Below are 24,914 nucleotides of genomic sequence, written 5' to 3'. Positions count from 1 at the left end.
ATCCCGCTTTAAAATTAATGTTGTAATTTCGACCAAATTTATAATTGCCAATGACTTTTTGCCTAGGTATTACCGTTAAAGAAGGATTAATTGCGATTGCTGATACGAGAATAACAGCAGGCAGCGAGATGTATTCCAATAAGAAAATCTCGATCCATGAAATCAATCAACATAGTTTGTTTATCATGACAGCGGGCCTCCGCTCAGTGAGGGACAAAGCGGTGACTTATTTCAATCACACCATTGAAAAAGAAGAACATACGTATGAATACATGTTTGAGGCGGTAACCACATTTGGAACCATGCTTAAAAAAGTTGCTTTCGAAGACAAAGAGACCTTAGAAAAAGAAGGATACAACTTTAATTTACATGCGATTATTGGTGGTCAAATGCCAAAAGACCAAGAACATAAATTGTTTTTAATATTTCCTGAAGGCAATTGGATTGAAATAAACGATGGATTGAAATATCAAATCATTGGAAATTCGAATTATGGTAAACCTTTGTTGAATCGGAATTTAACGCATGATACACCCTTGAAAGATGCATTAAAAATGGGGTTTCTTTCCTTTGATGCAACACAAGTAAGTACCAATGATGTTGATTTCCCCATTGACGTGGTTGTGTATGAAAAAGATAGCTTTAAGGCCAAGGAAATCAGATTGTACAAAGAAGATATGCAGGAAATTTCAGACGAATGGAATTTAGCTTTGAGGAAATCCTTAGAAAGTATTGATGAAGGTTGGATGAAAAACCTCATTTCTTTGTCTGAAAAATAACCATGATCGCTCAAATAAAACATCAATTACGCTATAAATATTCGGAGCCAGTGGTATTAGATCCTCATACGATTTACCTACAGCCAAGAAAAAGTGCATTACTAACCATTCTTGATTATTCCTTAGCCATCCATCCCCGCCCTGTACAAGTTTCTAAAAACCTAGATCCAGAAGGGAATACCCAAAACATTTTATTCTTCAAAGATCCAACAGAGGAATTAAGCATTACCATGACGGCCAAAGTGGAAACGACCGAATTCAATCCTTTTGATTTTGTTTATTTCCCGTTTGATAGCAAATCGCTACCGTTAACATATAGTAAATCCTATCAAAAAACGCTTTCGCCCTATTTAGGATTGGAAGGAGTAAGTACCATTGTGGAACAGGTGGCTCGCCAAATTGCATCCGATGTTCAATGGAAAACCTCTGAGTTTTTGATGTCATTAAATGAATTTATTTATTCCAATTTCGCTTACGAAATTCGTGAAGAAGGACCACCCAATACACCTGAATATACTTTAGTAAATCGAAAAGGGACTTGCAGAGATTATGCCGTACTTTTCTCCGCATTTTGTAGAGCTTTGGGTTTAGCTACACGATTTGTCAGTGGATATTATACGGGCATCGCACCTGTGGATGTCCCTAATCAAAGTCATTATTTACATGCTTGGGTGGAAGTATATCTTCCGGGAGGAGGTTGGAGAGGTTATGATCCTACTCAACACGAAGTTGTATCTGGAAATCATATCCCATTAGCCGCTTCTTGTTTAGCCGAAGAAATCACACCTGTTTTTGGATCCTATCGCGGTTCGGCTACCTCCCAATTAGAAACGCAAGTACACATTCAAAGGATTTGATTGGTTTTAGAAATCACCTTCTTTTAGAACACAGCTTTTACCCAATACCTTTTACCTATTACCTATTACCTTTTACCTATTACCTTTTACCTATTACCTATTACCTCCTACCTTAACCGACCAACAATTGGGCCAATAGATAATCAGCAATAAGAATGGCTATACAAGAATTGGTTACAGCAGCGGTGCTCGACTTACCTACCTCGTAAGCACCACCATTGGTATAGAAACCTTGAAAGGAAGAAATTGTGGCAACAATAAAGGCAAAAACAAGCGACTTCACTAAGGCGAAAAACATATAATCACCTTTGAAATTAAATTGTAAACCATGAATATAAGCTTGAGGAGTGATAGCGCCTGTCAACCAACCTGCCACATATCCACCCATAATTGCTAAGAAACAAGCCAATGTAACCAACATAGGAAACATTAACATAGAAGCAATGATTTTGGGTAAAACCAAATACGAACTTGAATTGATACCCATCACTTCCAAGGCATCAATCTGCTCGGTGATTCGCATGGTACCTAATTGACTCGCGATATTAGAACCCACTTTACCACTTAACACAACACAGGTAATCGTAGGCCCCATTTCCAAAATGGTTGAATCTCGGACAATTAAACTAATAATATATTGCGGAACAAAGGGATTATCCATATTTGCAGCGGTTTGCACGCAAGTCACTGCTCCTAAAAAGGTAGATACAATGGCTACAATAAGCACGGAACTAATACCAATGTCAATACACTCTTGCATCACCAAAGAAAAATAAACCCGAAATTTTTCAGGATTTGTAAATAGCTTACTCAGGAAGATTAAATATTTACCTAATTTTGACATGCGTAAATAAAGATATCGCTTTAAGTCTCAAAGATAATGAACAAATCCGTAGTAATCAGTGGAGGAAGCCAAGGAATTGGCAAAGCACTTGTAAAAAAATTTATTGCCGAAGGTTTTAAGGTATTTACTTGTGCCCGAAAAAAGCAAGGTTTAGACGATTTACAAGCCGAATGCCAAAGTGATTTATTGAAAACTTTTGTGGCCGATTTAAGCAAAAAATTCGAAGTATTGGCCTTTGCAGATTGGGTACTAAGTCAAGAAAATAGCATTCATGTATTGATCAATAACACAGGTGTTTTTCTTCCGGGACAAATACAAAATGAAGAAGATGGTATCATTGAAAAACAAATTGAGACCAATTTGTACAGTGCCTATCATTTAACAAGAAAACTACTACCACAGTTTATTTCGAATCAATCTGGCTATATTTTCACCATTTGTTCCACTGCTTCCATCACTGCATACACACATGGTGGATCCTATTGCATTAGTAAATTTGCCTTATTGGGTTTCACCAAAGTACTGAGAGAAGAATTGAAAAATACGGGTGTACGGGTAAGTGCTGTACTTCCTGGAGCTACATTAACCCAATCTTGGGATGGCGTAGATTTACCCAAAGAAAGATTTATACCGGCTGAAGATATTGCAAGTACGATTTTTAGTGCTTATCAAATGTCTCCATCCACTGTCATTGAAGAAATATTAATTCGTCCCCAACTGGGCGATATTTAATTCCGTCCTATGCAACCATTAGCTGAACGAATGCGACCTTCCAATTTGGAGGATTATATTGGACAAGATCATTTAGTGGGTCTAAATAGTCCATTGCGTAAAGCCTTGGAGGCAGGACACTTACCTTCTTGTATTTTATGGGGGCCTCCCGGAGTGGGTAAAACCACCTTAGCATCATTGATTGCCAATTCACTTAAAAGACCTTTTTACACACTTTCTGCTATACAATCTGGTGTTAAAGAAGTAAGAGAAATACTGGAATTAGCCAAAAGAAACAAGATCTTTGACAGCCCTTCACCTATATTGTTCATTGATGAGATTCATCGATTTTCCAAATCACAGCAAGATTCTTTGTTGGGTGCGGTAGAAAAAGGAATTGTTACTTTAATCGGTGCTACTACCGAAAATCCCTCTTTTGAAGTTATTTCAGCCTTGCTTTCGCGTTGTCAAGTCTATGTTTTGGAATCGTTGAAAGAGGAGGATTTAGCAAAAATGTTGACCAAAGCGATTGCAACAGATTCACTTTTTCTAGGCAAAAAAATCGACTTAAAAGAAACCGATGCACTTTTCCATTTTTCAGGTGGCGATGGTCGTAAATTGTACAACTTATTTGAATTAATTGTTTCTACAGAGAATAGCCCCAATATCAGTATCACCAATCAATTAGTCACCGAACGATTACAAAATAATTTGGCCTTATATGATAAAGACGGGGAACAACATTACGATATCATTTCTGCCTTTATCAAGTCAATACGAGGTTCTGATCCTGATGCCGCCATTTACTGGTTGGCAAGAATGCTTTCGGGAGGTGAATCCTTGGAATTTATTGGTCGTAGATTATTAATTTTAGCATCTGAAGATATTGGTTTAGCTAATCCAAACGCCTTATTACTAGCACAATCATGCTTTGAATCTATCCGAGTGATTGGAAATCCTGAATCTCGAATAATTTTAGCTCAAACTGTTATTTATTTAGCCACTTCCGCGAAGAGCAACACCGCTTACCAAGCCATCAATGAGGCCATGCAGTTTGTCCAACAAACCGGTAATTTACCAGTACCCTTGCACTTAAGAAACGCACCTACCAAATTGATGAAAGAATTAAATTATGGGGCAGCCTACAAATACCCTCATAATTATCCGGGTAATTACATTGATCAAGCATATTTCCCTAAATTGGATCAAATTCCACAATTTTATCGCCCAGGACAAAACCCTGCGGAAGAAAAAATAGAGGAAGGACAAAAAAGGAGAAAAAAAGAAAATTAATCGTGGCACTCCATCATTAATAAAGCCCCAGATTCATAGGTTATTTTGACAATCCCATCCTTTGCTGATTCATTACTGGAACTAGTTTGAAGTCCTAAAGCCAATTTATCATGATTCAATTCGTACAACAAACCTGTGCTTTTTACACCAAAAGCTTCTCCCAAGGGCATAATAGACAAAGGTGTGTGGGCTGGGTACCACTTTTCAAAAATGTTGGGCAAAGGATAAATAACCGAATAATCATCAATCATGACAATTTTCAAAAGGGAGGAATATCGGACCATGGAATGGAAATTATTGAGTGTGTGATCCATTCGTTTTCCTGTAGCCCAAACTACATTCACTGCCGAATGCCCTTCTTCCAATAAATAATCAAACGCCTTTTCTAAATCGGTTTTATCTTGATGGGGAGTAAATACTTTTTTAAATGGATAATGATCAACATCAAATCCATCGATTGATATTTCACGATCAAAATCACCTAACCAAACATCTACTTTAATTCCCAATTCCAACACCCTCTCTAAAGCACCGTCCAATACAACTACAGTGGGTGTCCACTCAAGCAATTGCCCTATCAATTCCATGGAACACATTTCCCCATTGGCAATGATGAGTGCTGGTTCTTGCTTTTCACGAATGATATGATGGGATGACATACTAGGCTTTGAAATCGGATTTTCCACCCGTTTTGTACAATAATTTTGTTTCTTGAATAACGATACCCTTTGAAACTGATTTACACATGTCGTAGATGGTTAAAGCAGCAACACTCGCTCCCACCATCGCTTCCATTTCAACTCCGGTTTTTGCTGCCAAACGACATACACAATGAATGACCAAAGAATCTTCTTGCACTTGAATATCAAACTGACAAGCATCTAAGCCCAAAGGATGACAAAGTGGAATTAAATCAGCCGTTTTTTTGGCTGCCATGGTTCCAGCTAAGATAGCAATTTGCAAAATACTCCCCTTTTTATTCTCCCAACCTTGTTTTTCAAAATGTGCAATAATTTCATTCCCAAGAAAAACAACAGATTGCGCTTTTGCTTCACGAACTGTTTCAGATTTTAAACTCACATCCACCATACCTGGCTGGCCGGTAGGGTCTAAATGGGAAAATGGATTATTCATGCCTATTTATTTAGAAATCGAAAACAAAAATACATTAGAATGTTTCATTTTACCGATTTTTTCACAAATTTATATGTGTGAATAAATCCAACATGATCAGTCCAGAAAAAGCAATAGACATTTTAAAATCGATATCCGTTCCCGGAATAAAAAAAATCCTTCCTTTAGAAAAATGCCTTGGACATCTATTGGCTGAAAGTTTAGTGGCCGATAGAGACTTCCCGCCTTTTAATCGTGTGATGATGGATGGGATTTGTGTACATAATTTGAATCAAAACGAATGGTTGGTGGAAGGCATAGTGTACGCCGGTGACGCCAAGAGCTCTTTGAAAAATCCCGAGGCAGCCATTGAAATAATGACAGGTGCGGCTTTGCCCGAAAACTGTCAAGCGGTCATCCAAGTAGAACAAGTAGAATTCTTTCTTAAAAATGAGCAAAAATGGGTACGACTCAAGGAAAATACAACGATTAAATCTGGCCAATTCATCCATTTTCAAGGAATGGATGCCAAAAAAGGAGAAGAAATCATTGCTAACAACACTTTATTGGGAGGCATTGAAATCGCTTTAGCTGCCTCTATAGGTAAATCGACCTTAAGTATTTTTGGAAAACCTCGTATAGGTATATTTTCAACCGGTGATGAAATCGTTGGAATTGATGCTATACCCAAAGAGCATCAAATCAGAGCGTCCAACTCGTACATGATGAAAGCTAAATTGGAAGCGATGTCCTTTGAAACAGAAATGGACCATTTACCCGATCATAAAGAATCCATTTATGAAACATTGAAAAAGTCTTTGGAAAATAATCAAGTATTGCTTCTTTCCGGTGGCGTTTCAGCAGGGAAAAAAGATTTTATTCCGGAGGTTTTGAGTGATTTGGGCTTTGAAACCTTGTTTCATAAAATTGCACAAAAACCAGGAAAGCCACTATGGGTAGGAAAAAATAAAATTGGACAAGTCATATTTGCCTTTCCGGGAAATCCTATTTCCACAATGGTATGCTTTTTTTCCTACTTTTTACCTTGGATTCAGCATAAAAATACCTTTATGGGCAATCTTCAATTAACGAAAGCGCCCAAAGCATTGGAGAATTTATCGCATTGGATACCTGTCAAAGAAAATAGATTAACTGGTGAATTTGAACATTTAAAACACAATGGATCAGGCGATTTAATTCATTGGCAATTAGCCGATGCCTTGGTTTACCAAAAACCAAAATCAAGTGACGCACATTTACCTTTCATCCCACTAAAATAATCCACATGGAATTAATTCTTCATTCCTTCAATCTTCCATTGAAACACACCTTCACCATAACGCATGAGTCGAGAGATGTTCAACCAACATTGATTGTTGAATTAAAATGGCATGGAAAAAGTGGATTTGGAGAAGCGACCGAAACGCCCTATTATGGAATCACAATGGAAAAGATGGTTAAGCAACTCCATGGAATCAAAGACAAATTACCCCACGATTATCTACCACATCCCAACGATTTTTGGCAATTAATGTCAAAAGATTTATTAGACGATCATCCATTTGCCTTGTGTGCTTTAGATGTTGCTTATTGGGATTTATGGGGTAAAACGCACAATCAGAAATTATATGAGATTTGGGGACTATCAATTGACCATATTCCCATCACCGATTATACGATTGGCATTGATACCATTGAAAAAATGGTAGCCAAAATGAAAGAAATGCCTTTCCCTTTGTATAAAATTAAATTAGGCACATCAGAGGACATTGAAATTATCCGAGCGCTAAGAAAGGAAACAGATGCCATTTTTCGAGTAGATGCCAACACGGCTTGGACACCCGAACAAACCATTGAATTTGCACCTGAACTAAAAAAATTAGGGGTGGAATTTATTGAACAACCACTTAAAGACCAAAATTGGGAAGGAATGATAAAAGTGAAATCCCAATCTGTACTACCCATCATTGCAGATGAAAGTTGTATTTTGGAAGAAGATGTAGAAAAATGTGCAGAATATTTTGATGGCATCAATATCAAATTGATGAAATGTGGTGGTATAACACCTGCCTTGAGAATGATCAAAAAAGCTAGAACTTTAGGTCTTAAGGTAATGGTAGGTTGCATGACCGAATCAACCATCGGTTGCTCCGCAATTGCCCAATTATTACCATTACTTGACTATGTGGACATGGACGGTTGTCTATTAGTAGATGATCAAATATCAACAGGAATTAGCATCGATTTTGGTAAAGTCATTTATTCGTCATTGCCAGGGACTGGCGCAAATTTGAAATAAGATGAATTATTTCTCCATATCCAGCGAAACATTTCCCGAGAAATACATCTCCTACCAAGGCGAAAATAAAATATGGTTAGGTGGCACCAATTATTTAAGTATCGGATCTCATCCTTTATTTCAAGAAAAATTAAGAGATGGATTCAAAAAATTCCCTCAAAATTGGGGAAGTTCAAGAAAAAACAACGTTCAGTTGGATGTCTTTGAAAAATTAGAAAATCTATTTGCCAATCAATTTCCCAATAGAAGTATCGCGCTTTGTTCGTCAGGAATGGCAGCGGCACAAACAGCCCTTTATTTTATTCAAAAAAATCATCCACAGATTCCAATGAATATCGCACCATTTGCGCATCCTGCATTATGGACAGCAAATGCTGAAAGGAATGTTGGAAATTATTTGGATTGGGCAAGAGAATTGGATGATACAAAAATACAATGCATTTGTTCGGATGGCATTGGAGCCCCACTTGTCCAGTATTTTGATTTATCCTGGATAAGTAAAACCCATGAGGAATCATATATTGTGATAGACGAGTCTCATCGAATAGGCTTAATTGACATCAACTTAGAATCAACATCAAGCATCATTCAAACTGCTTCCTTATCCAAGGCATATGGAATTCCAGCCGGAATAATCATTGGACCGAAAAGTTGGATACATGAATTGAAAAATGACCCCTTTTGGGTAGGCTCTTCTCCTCCAAATCCAGCTTTTATTGATGCCTGTTTGAATGCACAAGATGCTTATATAGAAAGGCAGGAACAATTGAAAGAACGACTTCATTGGATGGACAAATTAATTTTTGAGGAAGAAAATCAGAACATTCAACGAGTAAAAAACTACCCTGGCTTTAGTTCTAGGGCTATGAACTTCTTTGAACGATTGAATGAAAAGGGTTTTTTAGTGAATCAATTTTCCTATCCGAACTTAAAAGATCCTGCCATTTGCAAAGGCATTGTTCACCCAATGCTTCATAAGGAAGAGGTAGAAAAATTAGCCCATATCTTTTACCAAATAAATCTATCATAATGCCGAAACTGTTCAGTCTCATTTTCATTTTTATGCAGTTAACCACTCGAGTAATGGCTCAAAACAACCCATTGAAGGAAATATTACATAATAAATTATCAAACTTCAACTACCTTTTTGAAAAACCTGAGAAATACCGATTACAAATCATTTACACACAAATCGACCGGGATAAACACAACAAGGCCAAATTTAAAACCTATGAATACCGAGTTAATGAGCAAGAATATTTTTATCCGGCAAGTACTGTCAAACTAGCCGCCGGTGTCCTCGCGCTAGAAAAAATCAACGATTTAAACATCGAAGGTTTGCATGCCAATTCAACCATGCAGACTTTAAAAGCAAGAGATTCACAAAGCGAAATACTGAGAGATGAAACAGCTCAAAATGGCCAACCCAGCATTGAACATTATATCAAAAAAATCCTCTTGGTTTCAGACAATGAAGCTTACAATCGACTGTTTGAGTTTTTAGGCCAAAAACAAATTAACCAACGGATGCATGAATTAGGCTTTCAACACGTAAGACTCAATCATAGATTGCAAGTATCCATTCCAGCCATTGAAAATAAATATTCCAATCCCATTCAATTCGTAAATTCGGAAGGTAAAATCATTTATCAGGAAACTGAAAAAATAAGCGATCTTGAATTAGTGGCTCCAAAACCTATTTTAATCGGGAAGGGAGTCATGAATGATGATGGAAAAATAATTGAAACACCATTGGATTTCACCCAAAAAAATGCTTTTCCGTTGAAAGCACAACATGATTTTTTAAAAAGATTATTATTTCCAGAATCTTTTCAAAAAAAGGACCGTTTCCGATTAAGCGACACCGATTACCGCTTTTTGTACCAATATATGTCAAAAACGCCCAATGAATCGAAATTCCCAGATTACTCAACAGATAGTACTTATTATCCCAATTATTGCAAATTTCTGTATTATGGAGCGGATAAGTCTGAAAAGGTTAATTCGGGTATACGAATCTTTAACAAAGTAGGTGACGCTTATGGATTTTTGTTAGACAATGCCTATGTTGTTGATTTTAAAAATAAGGTGGAATTTATGGTTTCCGCAGTTGTTTTATGCAATGAAGATGAGATTTTCAATGATGACATATATGATTATGACAAGATTGGATTTCCATTTTTCAAACAGTTGGGACGTGCCATCTATGATTATGAATTAAGCCGAAAAAAGAAATACACACCCGATTTTAGCCCATTTGTTTTTAATTATGAAGACTAACTTATTATTATTTCTACTTATTTACCAAATAGGTTTCGGACAAAATAAAGTAGCAAAAACCATTGGTGTAATAAACGTATCCGTAGGAAATGTCCGGTCAGAACCAGCACAATCGGCCGAATTGGTTACTCAAACCTTGTTGGGAACGAAGGTTAGTATTTTAGAAAAATCGACAACCAATAATTGGTTTTTAATCGAATTACCAGATAAATACAAGGGTTGGATCGAAGGTGGTGCAATAAGTAGATTCGATCTCATTGAATATCAAAAATACAAGGCCTTGGGTAAGGACTTCATCGTTAACAAATCTCAAAGTAGAATATATCAAAAACCTGATATCCATTCAGAAATTGTATCCGAACTTATTTGGCACAATCGACTAAAATCCATTGGAAAACAAGGAAAGTTTTGGAAGGTCCAATTAGCAGATGGAACAAAAGGATATGTTCAACAAAGTGACCTACAATTGTATCATCAATGGCTCAAGCATCACTCAAAATGGGAGTCGAAAAATCTGCTTAAAACAGCTTATCAGCTTATTGGAATTCCATATTTATGGGGAGGAACATCCATTAAAGGATTAGATTGCAGTGGCTTCACCAAAACAATATTCCAAGAAAATGGACTAGTAATACCAAGAGACGCGTCTCAACAAGCTAGAGAAGGCATATTAATTGATTCAACAAAAAATTGGGAGAATCTTACAAAAGGTGATTTGGTTTTTTTTGGAGAAAAACGATCCAACGGCACCTATAAGGTCGTACACGTGGGAATTTGGGAAGGTCAGCAAAACTATTTACATGCATCAGAACGTACCAAAAGAGCGAGTATGAACCCGAAATCCAAGGATTTTGATGAATACAATTTAAAAAGATATTTATTTGCCAGAAGAATTCAATCGGCAACTCAAAATGTTCAAAAGTTATCCGATTTACCCTAGGCTTTTGCTTTTTTATTTGAATACCAAAGAACAATTAAACCGAACAAAACTGCCGGAATAGATAATTGCTGCCCCATATTAAAGGTTAATGTGTTTTCAAATTCACTTTGATTCTCTTTTAAAAACTCATAGAAAAATCGAAGGGTAAATAAAATAACCATGAAATAGCCTGTCATTAGACCTTCTTGCGTTTTCTCTTTTTTTCTATTCCAAAACCACATTAAAAATGCAAAAATCACTAAACAAGAAAGCGCTTCATAAAACTGACTAGGATGTCTAGGAACTACTTGACCATAATTACTTGAAGCAAACTCCAAATCCCGGTAAAATCGAAATCCCCAAGGCATATCAGTAGGTTTACCCACAATCTCGGAATTCATTAAATTCCCCATACGTATAAAAAAACCTCCCAATGCCACTGTAGGCACCACTCGATCTGTTACATATAAATACGATTGGCCTGGATTTTTACGAACGTATAAATAAAATGCCGTAAATAATCCCACGGCAGCGCCATGTGAAGCTAAACCTGAGAAAGGTGGCGTAATCATTTGAAGAAAAAATCGACTCGGATTTTCTAATAAGAGAGGATATTCATAGAAGAAATAGTGTCCAGCTCTAGCTCCGATTATGGTTGCAAGCATCGCGTAAATCAGTAATTGATCGGCTTGCTCGACAGGTCTACCCTCTTTTTTGAAGATATAACTTATGACTTGAAAACCTGCTAAAAATGCCGTGGCAAAACATAAACCATACCAACGTATGGAAAAACCGAATAAATTGACAATTTCAGGATCTGGATTCCAATCGACAAATGCAACAATCATAGACAAGATTTAATATTGAATTGCCAAAATTAAAACAAATTTCAGATAATACCCTCCTAAAATTATTTATGCAACTTTTTAAATAATTGCACACTTACTTTCTTGATCACTTTAGAAGGAAATAATTTGGTTGGGAATCCCAAAGCCCATGATTGTTGAGAGAGTAAAACAAGACACAAAAAGAAAACGACACATTTTTTCATAAACCTACTAGATTGAAACACAAAGTAAAACAAATTTATAGTACTTTGCAATACAAGGTACTATATTTTTAATATTTCATTTAAATTATGTATTCGAGATGCGCCATTTCGTCGACAAGTTGCATGAACTAATGATTATTTACTGAAATTCGAACACTAAATCACACAAGTGACGTTTTATAGCCGCAAATTAAATTTTTAAAAACATGAAAAAGACACTTTTAAAATCTCTATTCTTACTAACATTAGGACTAGCATCTTGTAGCAAAGAAGATTCATTAAATCCCAACTCACAAATCCAAGATGTTCCCAACCAAGTAGTTCAGGCTGTTACAGCTGCCTACCCGACTGCACAACAAGTAAATTTTACGGTCATTAAAGCGAATAGCCTTTATGGTGCAGACGTACAAACTACTAATTCCGATAAGCAATTAATTTTGGATCATACCGGAAAAATCAAAGAATCAGCTATGCAAATTAATCAAGCAGATCTTCCGAAAACAATCGCCGATTACTTAGAGGCAAAATACAAAGGTTTCACATTTGAAAGAGCCTTCAAAAAGACAAGTGGAACATTGGGATACCGTGTAGACATTCTATTCAATGCTGAACATTATGCCTTATTTTTTGATGAAGCAGGTGCGCTAACATCTGAAATAAAAGGAATGGTAGGTAAAAAAGGTGAAAGACCTGGTGGTCCTGGTGGAAAAGGTGGTCCAGGAAATCGTCCTGCACCCGCTGCTACACAAGTAGCATTTACTGATCTACCAGCAGCGGTTCAATCTGCCATTAGTGCTTATACCTTTAAAAACGCAGTTATCATGGTGGATCAAAATAATGTGACTCGCTACCACATTCACGCTGAAAAAGATGGAACTGTTTATGATTTAGATTTTGATGCGTCGGGTAAAATGTTAGATTCACATCAAGAAAATGGAAAAGGGGCTAATATAACCAAGACAGAGATTACTGTTTTACCTGATGCGATTAAAAATTACTTAAATACAAATGCAAGCGGATGGGTTTTGAAAAATGCTGTGGAAGTGAAAAAAGATAATATCGCCATTCATTATCATATCGTAGTATCGATTGGTACTTCCACATCCACCTATATGTTTGATAGTAATTTCAATTTGGTTCAACATCCAGGAAAAGGGCCAAAAGACAATCCCAATTTACCCAATTTTGTTGTCACTGTATTAACAAAAGCACAAATTCCGTCGGCCATCATAACCTATTTAGATAGTAATTATGCGGGATGGTCATTGGATAAAGCAGTAAGTATTTCAAAAGATGCTACGGTGTTAGAAATTGAAACCTTCGTTACATTGAACGGAAAGAAATACAAAATCGAATTTGATGGAGCGAATAAATTCTTAAGTGCTCGCTTATTATAATAAATTTGTTTGTTTAGGTAAAAAAGGCTTGCACCTGCAAGCCTTTTTTTTGTTAATTCGTATATGCAAAACATCGAACCCTCCTATCAATGGGAATCCATTTATACCGCAGCAAATGATTCTAAATCTCCATTTTATGGCAAAAAATATTCTCAAACGATGTATGAAAATGACATTTATGGGTATTACATTCATCCGCTTTGGGATGAGATAGATTCGGAAACGTTGTATTGTAAACTATTATATACCGATTACCAATACCAATTTACCATCATTGAATTGTTTGGAGAATGGAATGATACCTTGCACAATGACATCATGCTGTTGAAAAGAAATGTCATTGATCATCTAATTTCAAACGGTATTAAATACTTTATATTGATCGGTGAAAATGTATTCAATTTTCACGGAATGATTGAAGATGATTATTATTCTGAATGGTTTGAAGAAGTAGAAGATGGTTGGATTGCTGCCATTAATTTTGGAGATTTTATTTATAAAGAGTGGAATAAATACCATCTCGATTATTATATCAATTTTGGAGGAAATTTAAATTTTGAAAATTGGAGGACCGCTAAACCAGAAATGTTATTCGCCGCGATTCATAAAATCCTCTCTAATCGTTTGAATTAAATTGAAATCAGGATAATAGTTTCAATCAAACCGATAACTTTACACATCTAAATAAAAATACTATGAAAAAAATCATCACCCTATTACTACTTATGGTTAGCTTATTCTCATTCGCAAAAAAACCAGATACCAAATATTATGAATTACGTATTTATTATTGCCACCCAGGTAGATTAGATGCATTAATTTCCCGTTTCACCAATCATACAACCAAGATATTTGAAAGACATGGAATGACCAATGTGGGTTATTGGATACCAAATAACAATGAAAAAAACGCATTGTATTATGTTTTATCCTATCCTAGTCAAGCAGAAAGAGATTCCTCTTGGAAAAAATTTGGTAGAGATCCAGAATGGAAAGAAGTTTCTAAAAAATCTGAAGAAACAGGTAAAATCGTAGCTAAAGTAGAAAGTATTTTCATGAAAGCAACTGATTTTAGCCCTAAAATCAAGCCTTCATCCGAGAAAGAAGACAGAGCATTTGAAATGCGGACCTATACGGCGACGCCCAATAATTTAGAAAATGTATTAACCCGATTCAGAGATCATACCACCAAACTTTTCAAAAAACATGGAATGCAAAATATTGCTTATTTCACAACCATTGAAAAAGATCCCGCTGTACAAAGCAAGCTATTGTATTTCTTAGCCCACAAAAGCGAAGAAGCAGGAAAAGCATCTTTTGATAGTTTCAGAAAAGATCCTAATTGGATAAAAGTACGTGATGAATCAGAAAAAAACGGGAAAATCGTAGAAAAAACAGAATCAATCTACATGCATCCTACAACTTTTTCAACTATCCGATAAAAGGTTTATATCTTTGTGGGCTAAACACCCACAAAGATTATTTATGCAGTGGATTAAACAAGGTCTGATATTTTGTCCAGATGGCCAATCCAGTTGGAATGGCAAAATGTATGCTCATGTAGTTTGTGCGGATACAAGCTATGCGGATAAAATCAGACTCTACTATTCAGCCAGAGACGAAAAAGGGAGATGTCAAGCATCTTTCATTGATCTCAATCGAAATAATCTTTCCGAAATTCTTTACGTTCATCCTGAACCTATTTTACCAATAGGCGAACCCGGCACCTTTGATGATTGCGGTATTATGCCTACTTGGTTTCTTCAAAATGGCAACGAAAAATGGCTCTATTACATCGGTTGGACCGTGCGTAATACCATTCCTTATCACAATTCTTTGGGTTTGGCCTATTCTTTGGATGGAGAACATTTTCAGAAAAAATTTGAGGGTCCGATCATTAATTCCATCGCAACCGAACCTCATTTCAATGGATCGGCTTGTTTTTTAATGGATGAGGGAATATTTAAAGTTTGGTACTTAAATTGTACACATTGGATAAATGATTTCGGCAAAATGGAACCCTGCTATCATATTAAATATGCAGAATCCACCGATGGTATTCATTGGCAACGTGATGGCCAAATTGCTATAGATTACAGAGATGAAATCGAAGGAGGCATTTCAAGACCAAGTGTCATCATAGAAAATGGTCTGTATAAAATGTGGTTTTCAGCACGTGCAAAAACCGATTACCGAGACAATAGAGACCGATCCTATCGAATCTATTATGCAGAATCAAACGATGGAAAAAATTGGATCCGAAAAGACCAAGAAGTGGGAATAGATGTAGGTACGGAACCCACAGATTGGGATTATCAAATGATTGAGTATCCTTTGGTCATCCGACTTGACAATGAATTAATAATGTTTTATAATGGAAATCACTTCGGACAAACAGGAGTAGGTTATGCCATCTTAAAAAATGAGTAATATGGATTTCAATTATTTAAATAATCAAATTCATGGGAATCCATCTACATCCACTCAGCCCAAATTAAGTATTTGTGTGATTACCTATAATCACGAAGCGTACATCGAAAAATGCCTTGAAAATATACTCCATCAAGAAGTTAATTTCGAATATGAAATCATCATAGGAGAAGATCATTCCACTGATCAAACTGCTCAAATTGTCAAAAAATATGCCGATATGTATCCTAAGCTAATCAAGGCATACATTCGTCCCAAAAATGTTGGTGCAAAAATTAATTTTTTGCATTGTTTTTTTGATTGTCAAGGAGAATACATTGTTCACATAGAGGCCGATGATTATTTTACCGATCCACATAAATTGCAATGCCAAGTTGATTTTTTAGAGAATCATCCAGAAGCATCTGCTTGTTTTCATAATGCCGAAATTATCTATGAAGATGAAACTGCACGAAAACCAGAATTAATTAATCGCAAGGATCAAAAAAAATGGATTGAAACGCAGGATTTTTTTGTCGAAAAGGAAACATGGTTTATGGCAACTGCGAGTGTCATGATGCGGAAAAAATTTGTTAAAAGCCTACCTGAATGGTTTTTCAATTGCAAAAGTGGTGATATTCCATTGTATTCCATTTTAGCAGAACAAGGCCCGATTGGATACATTGATAAAATCATGTCAGTCTATCGAAAAAATTCAAATGGCATGAGTTATACCGACCACACTCATTCGATTGAATTCATTAAGAATCGAATATTTATGTATGCTCATATAAATGAATATACAAAAGGCAAATACCAATATTTGATAAAAGCCATTTTATTTGATTATTACATCTTGGGCATCCATTGTAGTAAAATCAAAAAATCGGTATTTTTAAAACTTTACTACCTATGGTTAGCCTATCGCCAAATCCCACCAAAGAATAAAAAGCAAGTATTCTCAGATATCAAATTACATGTGATGGAAAGTGAGACTCGTTTAAGCTATTTAAATTTCAGAAGTAAATTGAATTCAATTTTAGGTAGATCAAATTAGACAAAATAATCATTCCCACAATCTTGGAAATTCAATGATTAAATAGGATATTTAAAAGATTAATTTATCTAAACCTATTAAATCAATGAAATCGAATGTACCATTACGCTATTTTAGTGTAATTCTTCTATTATTCATACTTAGCCTCTTTACCTTTTCATTTAATTACAATCGAGAAAATTCTTGGGCCAATCATCTTTTGGATTCGCTCAATGAGAACACCCAACGATTACCCGAAAATGGTCTAAAAGGATTACAAATATATCCTGAGTTAGAAATCAGAACCTTTGCCACTGAACCTATGTTACAAAATCCAACCAACATGGATATTGATGCTCAGGGAAGAATTTGGGTCGTAGAAGCGTATAATTATCGACCGAATATCAATGGAAATCCTACCAAACCAGAAGGAGATCGCATCGTCATATTATCGGATACCAATGGTGACGGCAAAGCAGATTCCCAACAAATATTTTATCAATCCAAAGAACTCAATGCTCCTTTAGGCATTGCCGTGCTAGATTCCATGGTTATCGTTTCCCAAAGTCCTTACATCTGGAAAATGTTTGATGATAATCACGACGGCAAAGCTGACAGAAAAGAAGTCATGTTTCAAGGAATCGGCGGAGAACAGCACGATCATGGGGCACATGCTTTCACCTTTGGACCAGATGGAAAACTGTATTTCAACTTTGGAAATGAAGGAAAACAGTTATTGGATGCACATGGGAAACCTGTTTTAGATCAAGATGGTGATGTCATTGGACCTAAAAAATACAAACAAGGAATGGTTTTCCGATGTAATTTAGATGGTAGTCAAGTAGAATGCCTAGGACACAATTTCCGAAATAATTACGAAGTAGCGGTAGATTCCTATGGCGCCTTATGGCAATCAGACAATGACGATGATGGTAATCGAGGAGTAAGAATCAATGCCGTATTCGAACATGGAAATTATGGTTATACGGATGAAATGACGGGAGAAGGTTGGTCGGTGAATCGCACCAATGTAGAAAAAGAAATCCCTCTCAAACATTGGCATTTAAATGATCCAGGAGTTATTCCCAATTTACTCCAAACAGGTTCAGGTTCTCCAACAGGCATGATTGTATATGAAGGTGATTTACTTCCCAAGGTTTTCCAAAACCAAATGATTCATTGTGATGCCGGACCGAATGTGGTAAGAAGTTATGGTACAAGTAACAATGGAGCTGGATATTTAGCAAAAATCACCAACTTGGTCGAAGGTACAAAAGACCAATGGTTTAGACCGGCAGACGTGTCTGTGGCCCCTGATGGTTCTGTTTTCATAGCAGATTGGTATGACCCGGGTGTTGGAGGACATCAAGCTGGCGACCAAGTGAAAGGAAGAATTTACCGTATAGCTCCCAAAGGGCATTCCTATAAAACACCCCAATTAAATCTTTCTACACTTGAATCTTCTGCATTGGAGCTAGAAAGTCCCAATCTTTCCCGTAGGTATTTAGCCTATCAAAAATTATTGAAATTTGGAACGGCAGGAAAAGTTAAATTAAACGACATTTTTCATCAACATAAGAATCCAAGGATTAGAGCTAGAGCGTTTTGGTTATTAAATCAAATCTCTAATAACAACACTCCTATTCTAGAAGCAAGTAAAGATAGTCTACCTGAAATCCGAATGATGGCCATTCGTGCAGCTAAAAGAAGCACCTTTGGAAAATGGAAGTCTATTGCAAAAGAATTATCCAAAGATGCTAATCCGCAAGTAAGAAGAGAATTAGCTATTGCATTAAGACACATTTCTGATCCTGATGCAAATAAAATTTGGGCCGATTTAGCATTGCAACATGATGGAGCTGACCGATGGTATTTAGAAGCCCTAGGAATCGGAGCAGATGAAGTATGGGATGGTAGAATCAAAGAATATGTAAGTCGAGAAAATGTACGATCTAACAATGGTTTTAAACAAATTATCTGGCGCTCTCGCTCAGAAATTAGTTTACCCATTCTCATTTCATTCATTGAAGAAAATGGCCCATTAAATGAAAAATTGGTATATTTTAGAGCATTGGATTTCATTAAAAGTGAATCGAAAAACACTTATTTAATGGATTTAATGTCCAAACGATTTAAGAATGATTTAGAGAGTCAATTGGTTAGCCTTCATCATTTAAGCTCAAAATTCATTCAAACGAACCCAGAAGCGAAGAAACTAGTGATTGGGTTATTACCCAAAACAGCTGAAAGCGATTATTTTGATTTAATTGGCAAATATGAATTGAGCGAAACCAAAGGAGATTTATTGAAATATATCTACAATCGTAAGCAAGGCAGAAAGGCTGGACAATTAATTTATAAATTATCGGGCGGTGCTGAATTGATAGAAAAGGAATTCAATAAAGGGATGGACAAAGAAAAAAGTGCTATTATTGAATCCATCCGATGGACAGGTACTATGGCATCTATTGAGATGCTCTATTCAATCATGATGAATCCTAAAAACTCCTTCTCAATACAACGTGAGGCGGCCTCTGGAATTGGAAATTCTGGAAATGGTGAAGATTTTGTATTGAAAATATTAAAAGAAAAGAAAGTACCTCAAAATTTGATTCCTTCGGTGGTGGAAAGCGTTAGTAAAACTTGGCGGAAAGCAATTCGCATGGAAGCAAATTCCTATTTGGGCGCTGTAAGTGTGAATAAAGCGACTAAACATCCAAGCATTAATGAGTTAATAACGATTAAAGGAGATGCAAAAGCAGGAATTAAAGTCTTTATCAATCAATGCTCAATGTGTCACCAAATTTACAATGAGGGTATCGATTTTGGTCCAAAATTAAGTGAAATTGGATCAAAATTATCCAAAGAAGGATTATACATCTCTTTATTTTATCCGAATTCAGGCATTGGTTTTGGCTATGAAACCTTTGAATTGAAAACAAAAACAGGAGAAAGCTACCAAGGTATTATTGTATCCAAAAATGAAACAGATATCGCTTTAAAATTACCCGGTGGAGTCATTCAAAATTTTAAAACATCCCAACTTAAATCGGTGAATCAATTGGCTAATTCCTTAATGCCAGAAGATTTAGCGAATCAAATGAGTACACAAGAATTAACTAATCTAATCGAATATTTAGCAACTTTAAAGAAAAAATAATATGGATCGTAGAGCATTTAGTCAACTCCTAGGAGGAGGTTTAATCACCTCGGGTTTAAGCGTTAATGAAGCAAAAGCGGAAAAACAAATTGAAAATCAACCTACTTTTAGTCTAAAGTATGCCCCGCATTTTGGAATGTTCAAGAATCATGCTGGTCCGGATTTGATGGACCAATTGAAATTCATGCACGAAATGGGATTTAGAGCATTGGAAGACAATGAAATGGGTGAAAGAAGCATTGAAACTCAAACCAAAGCAGGAGAAATGCTAGCCAAATTAGGCATGGAAATGGGTGTATTTGTGGTGAAATTTGATGGTTTTTTCGATAAGCAACATATGACAACAGGCAAAAAAGAATGGACAGATACTTTCTTGGCTGCTTGTAGGAAATCGGTTGAAACTGCAAAAAGAGTCAATGCCAAATGGATGACGGTCGTACCTGGTGTTTTTACTCGCGATTTACCTTTAGGAATTCAAACGGGGCATGTAATCGATAATTTAAAGAGGGCGGCTGAGATATTTGAACCACACAATTTAACGATGGTTTTAGAACCTTTGAGCGATAATCCCGATTTATTTTTACGGTATTCCGATCAAACATATATGATTTGCAGAGCGGTAGGTAGCAAATCTTGTAAAATCCTTTTTGATATGTACCACATGCAAAGAAATGAGGGTAATATGATCAAAAATATGAATTTGTGCTGGGATGAAATAGCGTATTTACAAATAGGCGACAATCCGGGCAGAAAGGAGCCTGGAACGGGTGAAGTAAATTATGCCAATATTTTCAAATTGCTGCGTGAAAAAAATTACACAGGTGTTTTGGGAATGGAACATGGAAATTTCCACGCTGGCAAAGAAGGAGAAGTGAAATTAATTGAAGCCTATCGCAAAGCAGACAAAGGTTATTGATTTGGAATTACCAAAATATAATTAGACATTTGCTTAATTAAATGTTTAAACAAATATGAAATTAATATTTAAAGCCTTAAACGACGAAACAAGAAGAGCGATTTTGAACTTTTTGATTGAAGGACCTCAGAATGCTGGAAACATAGCAAAGCAGTTTAATATGACCAAACCGAGCATTTCTCATCATTTGGACTTATTAAAACAGTCGAACTTAATCCAAGCGAATAAACAGGGGCAATTTATTTATTATTCACTTTCTAAATCAAGTTTTGAATCGTTAAACTCCTGGTTCCAGGAATTCACTAAACATTTTGAATTCCCTAAACCCAAAATTAGACTTTAAGAAACTTGAGTAAACTGCGTATTTGTACTAATTTCACAAAAAAAATACCGAAATAATGAGTTTTACATTACCGAATTCACTTGATTTTTTAAAAAACCACACCTCTCCTACCACCATTGGCGTGGGTATTACTGAGTTGCCGAAAAGGAATATATTTCAATCGATAGGCGATTATTTTGCCTCCAAATCAGGAAATAAGCGTATTTCATTTGTAGTGATCAATCAAAATGAAATCACATTTATACATTTTAGAGGCGAGGAGGTTTTGAATACTCAAACTATTCCAAATGAAAAAATCGAGCAAATGTCCTTTGCCAAAGGGAAAACGGAAGATGGAATTATTGCATTAGTGAATGTATCTTTTGAAAAAATAATATCCATTGATAAAAAAGGTAATAAAAAGACTGAAATGCAGTATTTCAAGGTTTTACCTTGTTATTTCGGCTTAAATTTAAAGCAGTTAAGTTCCCCATCTGATATTCAATGGGCAATAGAGAATTTGAAAAATATGGAGAAAAGGTAATAGGTAATAGGTAATAGGTAAGTTAGAATAATTTCTCTTTTACCTTTTACCTATTACCTTTTACCTATTACCTTTTACCTATTACTTCTCCTGCACTTTAGATTGAACATTTATCGTAAATAAATCTTTCGATTTCAAGGCCACAATACTTACCAATATTATCGTTGTACCAGCTCCCAATAAAACCGAAGGGACAGAGCCGAAAAGCTTAGCTGCCAATCCAGATTCGAAAGCACCTAATTCATTAGAGGAACTGACAAAAATTCCGTTCACAGAAGATACTCTACCCCGCATTTCATCTGGAGTATAAAACCGTAAAATGGTTTGACGAATAACTACACTCACGGAATCAAATGCGCCAGTGAAAAACAATGCTACCACTGAAAGCATAAAATGGGTCGATAATCCAAAAACGAGTGTTGCTATACCAAATCCCAAAATGGCTAAAATTAAATTGCGCCATGCATTTTCTAAAGGCGGAAAATAAATCATAAAACCCATGGTTAATACTGCCCCAATGGAAGGAGCTGCTCTTAATATCCCCAAACCCTCCGCTCCTACTTTTAAGATATCTTCGGCAAAAACAGGTAAAATCGCAATAACACCTCCAAACAACACTGAAAACAAATCGAGTGATATGGCATAAAGAATAATTTTAGTCTTAAAAACAAATTGAATACCTTCCTTCAAACTTTGCCAAATCGATTCATGGACAACAGCTTTGACAGGAACTGGATGATTTTTGATAAAAAACAAACAACTCATAACACCGAAAAGTAGGACAATAATCGCTAATAAAGAATTGCTTAAACCCAAATAGGCATATAAAAATCCAGCCACCCCTGGACCAAGAATGGCGCCTAATTGCCAAAAAGAACTATTCCATGTTGCTGCATTGGCGAAAACCTCTTTGGGAACTAAAAATGGATTTAAAGAAGATGCAGCTGGTGAAAAGAAACCTTTGGATAAACCAATTAAAAATATGACAAAATAGATAATGTAAATATGGGTTTGAGCATCCGCTTGATTCAATTGTAAACTAGCATATAAGAGCAAAAACGATCCTAATATGATGATGGATAAACTTACCTGCATAATCTTCTTTTTGTCCCGATTATCTGCATAATGACCTCCAAATAAGGCTAATGCAATATATGGCAAAGCTTCTGCTAAGCCAATTAATCCAAGGGCTAAGGGATTGTGCGTAATTTTATAAATTTCATAAGATACGATAACTTCCTGCATGAGCAATGCCATGGTAAACAAGGTATTACCACAAACAAAAGCCCTAAATTCAGGGTAATTCAATGCCTTATAAGCATCTTTATTTTGAAAAAAACTCATAAGCAAAATAAATTAAAGGACTAAAATAGGTAAGTTCTCCCAATAATCTGCTTTTCAGAGAAAATCCAAAATAATGTATCCATATTTGAATACAAAACGTAAGGATCAGTGGGCTTAATTTAATCAAGGATGTATCATTCCAATTATCGAAAATAATTTTTAATAAAAAGAATATAAAAACACCTTCCGTTACTCGAATAAATGGAGTCCAAAAAACCAACAAAGGTTTTTCCAATGCGTTAAAAAGCAATAAATTATGAAAAGCTAATAGGAAAAAGAGGAAAAAATATTGAACAATCAATAAGGTTATCGACTCTTGAAACAAAATAACGGCCCCTGTTCCAAAGGTGTAAATCATGGCGGTAAAGATTTCTTTCAGTCCCGGCACAAAAGCAAACCAACCCAAAATCCATATTCCCCAATAAATACCAATCCCCGAAACAAGAATAAAACCGAATTTGATTAAATCCATGGGTAAGAAAAACACCAAAGAAATTGCAAAAGAAAATAAAGCAACGATTAACAAGTTTAACTGCTTTCGATGATTGTATTGAAAGATATGTCGATGATCCGAAGGAAGTTGAATTTGAAAATCAATTCTCCTGTCCAATAAATAAATCAGCCAAATACTCACAAAAAAGATGACTATCTGTGGCCAATGAGGAAAATCACCGAGAAATAGTCGGCAAAAATACAATTGAAAAAGTAATGCACCTAGCGCAACATCAAGACTTAAAAAATGGATTATTTTAATAAACCGCATCTTTTGTCTCACTTATCTGAATAGAATCCCCGACCTGAATTTTCCCTAACGTAATAGGAACAAACTGCTGACCAAAATACACCTTATGATTAAACATCCGATAGGTACTTAAACCCTTCAGGATTTCCGTCGAAACGGTGCCATTTTTAGGATTGACGTTAATTAAATTACATCTAGCACAGGGTTTAGCGCCAAATAATCGAACTTCTCCGATTTGAATTTCTTTCCATGTATCTTCTTCAAACGGAATTGGATTGGAAACCACAATATTTGGGCGGAAACGCATTAAATTAAAGGCTCCAACTTTTTGACTTAAATCATTTGCGCTTGCTTCTGAACATAATAAAATAGGCAATGAATCGGCAAATGAACTTTGATTTGAAATTTCGGTTTGGTATTTTTCTTTGACTAACCTTGGAAAGGAAGGGTCAATCTGAACAAGACGAACAGGCATTTCCAATAAATCAGAAAAAAAATCAGTAAAATCTTCTAAAACAAGCTTAGCTGTAACAATGTCTTCCCAAATTTGAACTTGGATACTTTCTCCCAAATTCGGATGAAAACTTAAATTTCTTCTTAAATGAGAAACCTTATCCAATATCTCAATACCACCTTTCAAATTAAGACTCAAATGAAATCGAACTAAACCGGGCAAAGATCTTTGTGAAATAAACTTCCCGTCTGCATCGACTAGCATAAATCGTCGATCGTTTTCCAATCCCATCACCTCCACCTCAGCTGAAGTAAGTGAAATCGGTCCAAAGGATTTAATGGGATAAATATAGATAGCAGAAATTTGAGCTTGATTCATTCTGTAAAAATAGATATTAGAATTTAGATTAACACATAGCATTTAAATTATTGACTAACCTTACTT

At 35.8% G+C, this 24,914-nt stretch carries 25 protein-coding genes; 18 read left to right on the top strand and 7 right to left on the bottom strand.

The window, feature by feature from the left end:
• The first annotated feature begins 50 nt into the window (after positions 1-50).
• Both V7S76_RS03005 and V7S76_RS03000 read left to right on the top strand, forming a co-directional pair.
• Positions 51-779, top strand: a complete 729-nt coding sequence (locus tag V7S76_RS03005; protein ID WP_459508531.1) for a peptidase — start codon at positions 51-53, stop codon at positions 777-779.
• 2 nt (positions 780-781) lie between these two features.
• Positions 782-1,636 (top strand): transglutaminase family protein, encoded by an 855-nt coding sequence (locus V7S76_RS03000; RefSeq protein WP_459508530.1) that lies wholly within the window; start codon positions 782-784, stop codon positions 1,634-1,636.
• A gap of 112 nt (positions 1,637-1,748) precedes the next feature.
• Here V7S76_RS03000 and V7S76_RS02995 read toward each other — a convergent pair whose 3' ends face one another.
• The gene (locus V7S76_RS02995) at positions 1,749-2,480 is read right to left on the bottom strand and encodes an MlaE family ABC transporter permease (protein ID WP_459508529.1); all 732 of its coding nucleotides are present in this window, start codon (positions 2,478-2,480) and stop codon (positions 1,749-1,751) included.
• A 36-nt stretch (positions 2,481-2,516) separates the two neighbouring features.
• On the opposite strand from V7S76_RS02995, the gene V7S76_RS02990 reads away from it, so the two are divergent.
• Both V7S76_RS02990 and V7S76_RS02985 read left to right on the top strand, forming a co-directional pair.
• Positions 2,517-3,212: an SDR family oxidoreductase gene (locus V7S76_RS02990; RefSeq protein ID WP_459508528.1), complete on the top strand. Its 696-nt coding sequence runs from the start codon at positions 2,517-2,519 to the stop codon at positions 3,210-3,212.
• 9 nt (positions 3,213-3,221) lie between these two features.
• Positions 3,222-4,484 carry a replication-associated recombination protein A gene (locus V7S76_RS02985; RefSeq protein WP_459508527.1) on the top strand — a complete coding sequence of 421 codons (1,263 nt, stop codon included), beginning with the start codon at positions 3,222-3,224 and terminating at the stop codon, positions 4,482-4,484.
• Here the strand turns inward: V7S76_RS02985 and V7S76_RS02980 are convergent.
• Together V7S76_RS02980 and moaC are read right to left on the bottom strand one after the other, a co-directional pair.
• On the bottom strand, positions 4,481-5,143 hold the full coding sequence (locus V7S76_RS02980) for a thiamine diphosphokinase (protein ID WP_459508526.1): 663 nt from the start codon (positions 5,141-5,143) through the stop codon (positions 4,481-4,483). The two genes, V7S76_RS02985 and V7S76_RS02980, sit on opposite strands and share 4 nt — an antisense overlap.
• 1 nt (position 5,144) lies before the next feature.
• The gene (moaC, locus tag V7S76_RS02975; RefSeq protein ID WP_459508525.1) at positions 5,145-5,618 is read right to left on the bottom strand and encodes a cyclic pyranopterin monophosphate synthase MoaC; all 474 of its coding nucleotides are present in this window, start codon (positions 5,616-5,618) and stop codon (positions 5,145-5,147) included.
• 77 nt (positions 5,619-5,695) lie between these two features.
• Here moaC and V7S76_RS02970 point away from each other — a divergent pair, with 77 nt between their 5' ends.
• The 5 genes from V7S76_RS02970 to V7S76_RS02950 are packed head-to-tail and all read left to right on the top strand — an operon-like array spanning position 5,696 to position 11,116.
• On the top strand, positions 5,696-6,877 hold the full coding sequence (locus V7S76_RS02970) for a molybdopterin molybdotransferase MoeA (protein ID WP_459508524.1): 1,182 nt from the start codon (positions 5,696-5,698) through the stop codon (positions 6,875-6,877).
• Positions 6,878-6,882: 5 nt separating this feature from the next.
• Positions 6,883-7,896: a dipeptide epimerase gene (locus V7S76_RS02965; RefSeq protein ID WP_459508523.1), complete on the top strand. Its 1,014-nt coding sequence runs from the start codon at positions 6,883-6,885 to the stop codon at positions 7,894-7,896.
• Between the two features lies 1 nt (position 7,897).
• A complete protein-coding gene (locus V7S76_RS02960; protein ID WP_459508522.1) occupies positions 7,898-8,926 on the top strand; it encodes an aminotransferase class I/II-fold pyridoxal phosphate-dependent enzyme in 1,029 nt (342 codons plus the stop codon).
• A 32-nt stretch (positions 8,927-8,958) separates the two neighbouring features.
• The gene (locus tag V7S76_RS02955) at positions 8,959-10,176 is read left to right on the top strand and encodes a serine hydrolase (RefSeq protein WP_459508521.1); all 1,218 of its coding nucleotides are present in this window, start codon (positions 8,959-8,961) and stop codon (positions 10,174-10,176) included.
• Positions 10,166-11,116, top strand: coding sequence for an NlpC/P60 family protein (locus V7S76_RS02950; RefSeq protein ID WP_459508520.1), 951 nt, complete (start codon positions 10,166-10,168; stop codon positions 11,114-11,116). Before V7S76_RS02955 ends, V7S76_RS02950 begins: the two co-directional genes overlap by 11 nt.
• Here the strand turns inward: V7S76_RS02950 and lgt are convergent.
• On the bottom strand, positions 11,113-11,943 hold the full coding sequence (gene lgt / locus V7S76_RS02945; protein WP_459508519.1) for a prolipoprotein diacylglyceryl transferase: 831 nt from the start codon (positions 11,941-11,943) through the stop codon (positions 11,113-11,115). The two genes, V7S76_RS02950 and lgt, sit on opposite strands and share 4 nt — an antisense overlap.
• Before the next feature lie 409 nt (positions 11,944-12,352).
• On the opposite strand from lgt, the gene V7S76_RS02940 reads away from it, so the two are divergent.
• From V7S76_RS02940 to V7S76_RS02900, 9 genes are all read left to right on the top strand, one after another.
• Positions 12,353-13,543 (top strand): PepSY-like domain-containing protein, encoded by a 1,191-nt coding sequence (locus V7S76_RS02940; RefSeq protein WP_459508518.1) that lies wholly within the window; start codon positions 12,353-12,355, stop codon positions 13,541-13,543.
• Positions 13,544-13,606: 63 nt separating this feature from the next.
• Entirely contained in the window at positions 13,607-14,176 is a 570-nt protein-coding gene (locus tag V7S76_RS02935; RefSeq protein ID WP_459508517.1) for a hypothetical protein, read from the top strand.
• A gap of 62 nt (positions 14,177-14,238) precedes the next feature.
• A complete protein-coding gene (locus V7S76_RS02930; RefSeq protein ID WP_459508516.1) occupies positions 14,239-14,985 on the top strand; it encodes an NIPSNAP family protein in 747 nt (248 codons plus the stop codon).
• A gap of 43 nt (positions 14,986-15,028) precedes the next feature.
• Positions 15,029-15,973, top strand: coding sequence for a hypothetical protein (locus V7S76_RS02925; protein WP_459508515.1), 945 nt, complete (start codon positions 15,029-15,031; stop codon positions 15,971-15,973).
• 1 nt (position 15,974) lies between these two features.
• Positions 15,975-17,009: a glycosyltransferase family 2 protein gene (locus V7S76_RS02920; RefSeq protein WP_459508514.1), complete on the top strand. Its 1,035-nt coding sequence runs from the start codon at positions 15,975-15,977 to the stop codon at positions 17,007-17,009.
• Between the two features lie 85 nt (positions 17,010-17,094).
• Positions 17,095-20,148: a PVC-type heme-binding CxxCH protein gene (locus V7S76_RS02915; protein WP_459508513.1), complete on the top strand. Its 3,054-nt coding sequence runs from the start codon at positions 17,095-17,097 to the stop codon at positions 20,146-20,148.
• A gap of 1 nt (position 20,149) precedes the next feature.
• The gene (locus V7S76_RS02910; protein WP_459508511.1) at positions 20,150-21,064 is read left to right on the top strand and encodes a hydroxypyruvate isomerase family protein; all 915 of its coding nucleotides are present in this window, start codon (positions 20,150-20,152) and stop codon (positions 21,062-21,064) included.
• A gap of 55 nt (positions 21,065-21,119) precedes the next feature.
• Positions 21,120-21,407, top strand: coding sequence for an autorepressor SdpR family transcription factor (locus tag V7S76_RS02905; protein ID WP_459508509.1), 288 nt, complete (start codon positions 21,120-21,122; stop codon positions 21,405-21,407).
• Positions 21,408-21,462: 55 nt separating this feature from the next.
• Positions 21,463-21,930, top strand: coding sequence for a hypothetical protein (locus V7S76_RS02900; RefSeq protein ID WP_459508508.1), 468 nt, complete (start codon positions 21,463-21,465; stop codon positions 21,928-21,930).
• Between the two features lie 81 nt (positions 21,931-22,011).
• Here V7S76_RS02900 and V7S76_RS02895 read toward each other — a convergent pair whose 3' ends face one another.
• From V7S76_RS02895 to V7S76_RS02885, 3 genes are read right to left on the bottom strand one after another with little or no spacing between them, the layout of a single operon-like run.
• Positions 22,012-23,274: an MFS transporter gene (locus V7S76_RS02895; protein WP_459508507.1), complete on the bottom strand. Its 1,263-nt coding sequence runs from the start codon at positions 23,272-23,274 to the stop codon at positions 22,012-22,014.
• A complete protein-coding gene (locus V7S76_RS02890; protein WP_459508506.1) occupies positions 23,255-24,037 on the bottom strand; it encodes a hypothetical protein in 783 nt (260 codons plus the stop codon). The genes V7S76_RS02895 and V7S76_RS02890 overlap by 20 nt, the downstream gene beginning before the upstream one ends.
• Positions 24,024-24,848 carry an MOSC domain-containing protein gene (locus V7S76_RS02885; protein WP_459508505.1) on the bottom strand — a complete coding sequence of 275 codons (825 nt, stop codon included), beginning with the start codon at positions 24,846-24,848 and terminating at the stop codon, positions 24,024-24,026. The genes V7S76_RS02890 and V7S76_RS02885 overlap by 14 nt, the downstream gene beginning before the upstream one ends.
• Between the last annotated feature and the right edge of the window lie 66 nt (positions 24,849-24,914).

The sequence above is a fragment of the Aquirufa sp. ROCK2-A2 genome (assembly GCF_054558485.1).
Note: the sequence above shows the minus strand (reverse complement) of the source record. Positions and strands in the feature narration are given on the sequence as shown.

Bases quoted from the DNA above. Each gene is read 5' to 3' on its own strand.
- V7S76_RS02955 (WP_459508521.1), top strand. From the start codon at position 8,959: ATGCAGTTAACCACTCGAGTAATGGCTCAAAACAACCCATTGAAGGAA.
- V7S76_RS02990 (WP_459508528.1), top strand. From the start codon at position 2,517: ATGAACAAATCCGTAGTAATCAGTGGAGGAAGCCAAGGAATTGGCAAA.
- lgt (WP_459508519.1), bottom strand. From the start codon at position 11,943: ATGATTGTTGCATTTGTCGATTGGAATCCAGATCCTGAAATTGTCAAT.
- V7S76_RS02985 (WP_459508527.1), top strand. From the start codon at position 3,222: ATGCAACCATTAGCTGAACGAATGCGACCTTCCAATTTGGAGGATTAT.
- moaC (WP_459508525.1), bottom strand. From the start codon at position 5,618: ATGAATAATCCATTTTCCCATTTAGACCCTACCGGCCAGCCAGGTATG.
- V7S76_RS02965 (WP_459508523.1), top strand. From the start codon at position 6,883: ATGGAATTAATTCTTCATTCCTTCAATCTTCCATTGAAACACACCTTC.
- V7S76_RS02910 (WP_459508511.1), top strand. From the start codon at position 20,150: ATGGATCGTAGAGCATTTAGTCAACTCCTAGGAGGAGGTTTAATCACC.
- V7S76_RS03005 (WP_459508531.1), top strand. From the start codon at position 51: ATGACTTTTTGCCTAGGTATTACCGTTAAAGAAGGATTAATTGCGATT.
- V7S76_RS02925 (WP_459508515.1), top strand. From the start codon at position 15,029: ATGCAGTGGATTAAACAAGGTCTGATATTTTGTCCAGATGGCCAATCC.
- V7S76_RS02935 (WP_459508517.1), top strand. From the start codon at position 13,607: ATGCAAAACATCGAACCCTCCTATCAATGGGAATCCATTTATACCGCA.
- V7S76_RS02905 (WP_459508509.1), top strand. From the start codon at position 21,120: ATGAAATTAATATTTAAAGCCTTAAACGACGAAACAAGAAGAGCGATT.
- V7S76_RS02885 (WP_459508505.1), bottom strand. From the start codon at position 24,848: ATGAATCAAGCTCAAATTTCTGCTATCTATATTTATCCCATTAAATCC.
- V7S76_RS02960 (WP_459508522.1), top strand. From the start codon at position 7,898: ATGAATTATTTCTCCATATCCAGCGAAACATTTCCCGAGAAATACATC.
- V7S76_RS02915 (WP_459508513.1), top strand. From the start codon at position 17,095: ATGAAATCGAATGTACCATTACGCTATTTTAGTGTAATTCTTCTATTA.
- V7S76_RS02890 (WP_459508506.1), bottom strand. From the start codon at position 24,037: ATGCGGTTTATTAAAATAATCCATTTTTTAAGTCTTGATGTTGCGCTA.
- V7S76_RS02980 (WP_459508526.1), bottom strand. From the start codon at position 5,143: ATGTCATCCCATCATATCATTCGTGAAAAGCAAGAACCAGCACTCATC.
- V7S76_RS02900 (WP_459508508.1), top strand. From the start codon at position 21,463: ATGAGTTTTACATTACCGAATTCACTTGATTTTTTAAAAAACCACACC.
- V7S76_RS02950 (WP_459508520.1), top strand. From the start codon at position 10,166: ATGAAGACTAACTTATTATTATTTCTACTTATTTACCAAATAGGTTTC.
- V7S76_RS02940 (WP_459508518.1), top strand. From the start codon at position 12,353: ATGAAAAAGACACTTTTAAAATCTCTATTCTTACTAACATTAGGACTA.
- V7S76_RS03000 (WP_459508530.1), top strand. From the start codon at position 782: ATGATCGCTCAAATAAAACATCAATTACGCTATAAATATTCGGAGCCA.
- V7S76_RS02895 (WP_459508507.1), bottom strand. From the start codon at position 23,274: ATGAGTTTTTTTCAAAATAAAGATGCTTATAAGGCATTGAATTACCCT.
- V7S76_RS02995 (WP_459508529.1), bottom strand. From the start codon at position 2,480: ATGTCAAAATTAGGTAAATATTTAATCTTCCTGAGTAAGCTATTTACA.
- V7S76_RS02930 (WP_459508516.1), top strand. From the start codon at position 14,239: ATGAAAAAAATCATCACCCTATTACTACTTATGGTTAGCTTATTCTCA.
- V7S76_RS02920 (WP_459508514.1), top strand. From the start codon at position 15,975: ATGGATTTCAATTATTTAAATAATCAAATTCATGGGAATCCATCTACA.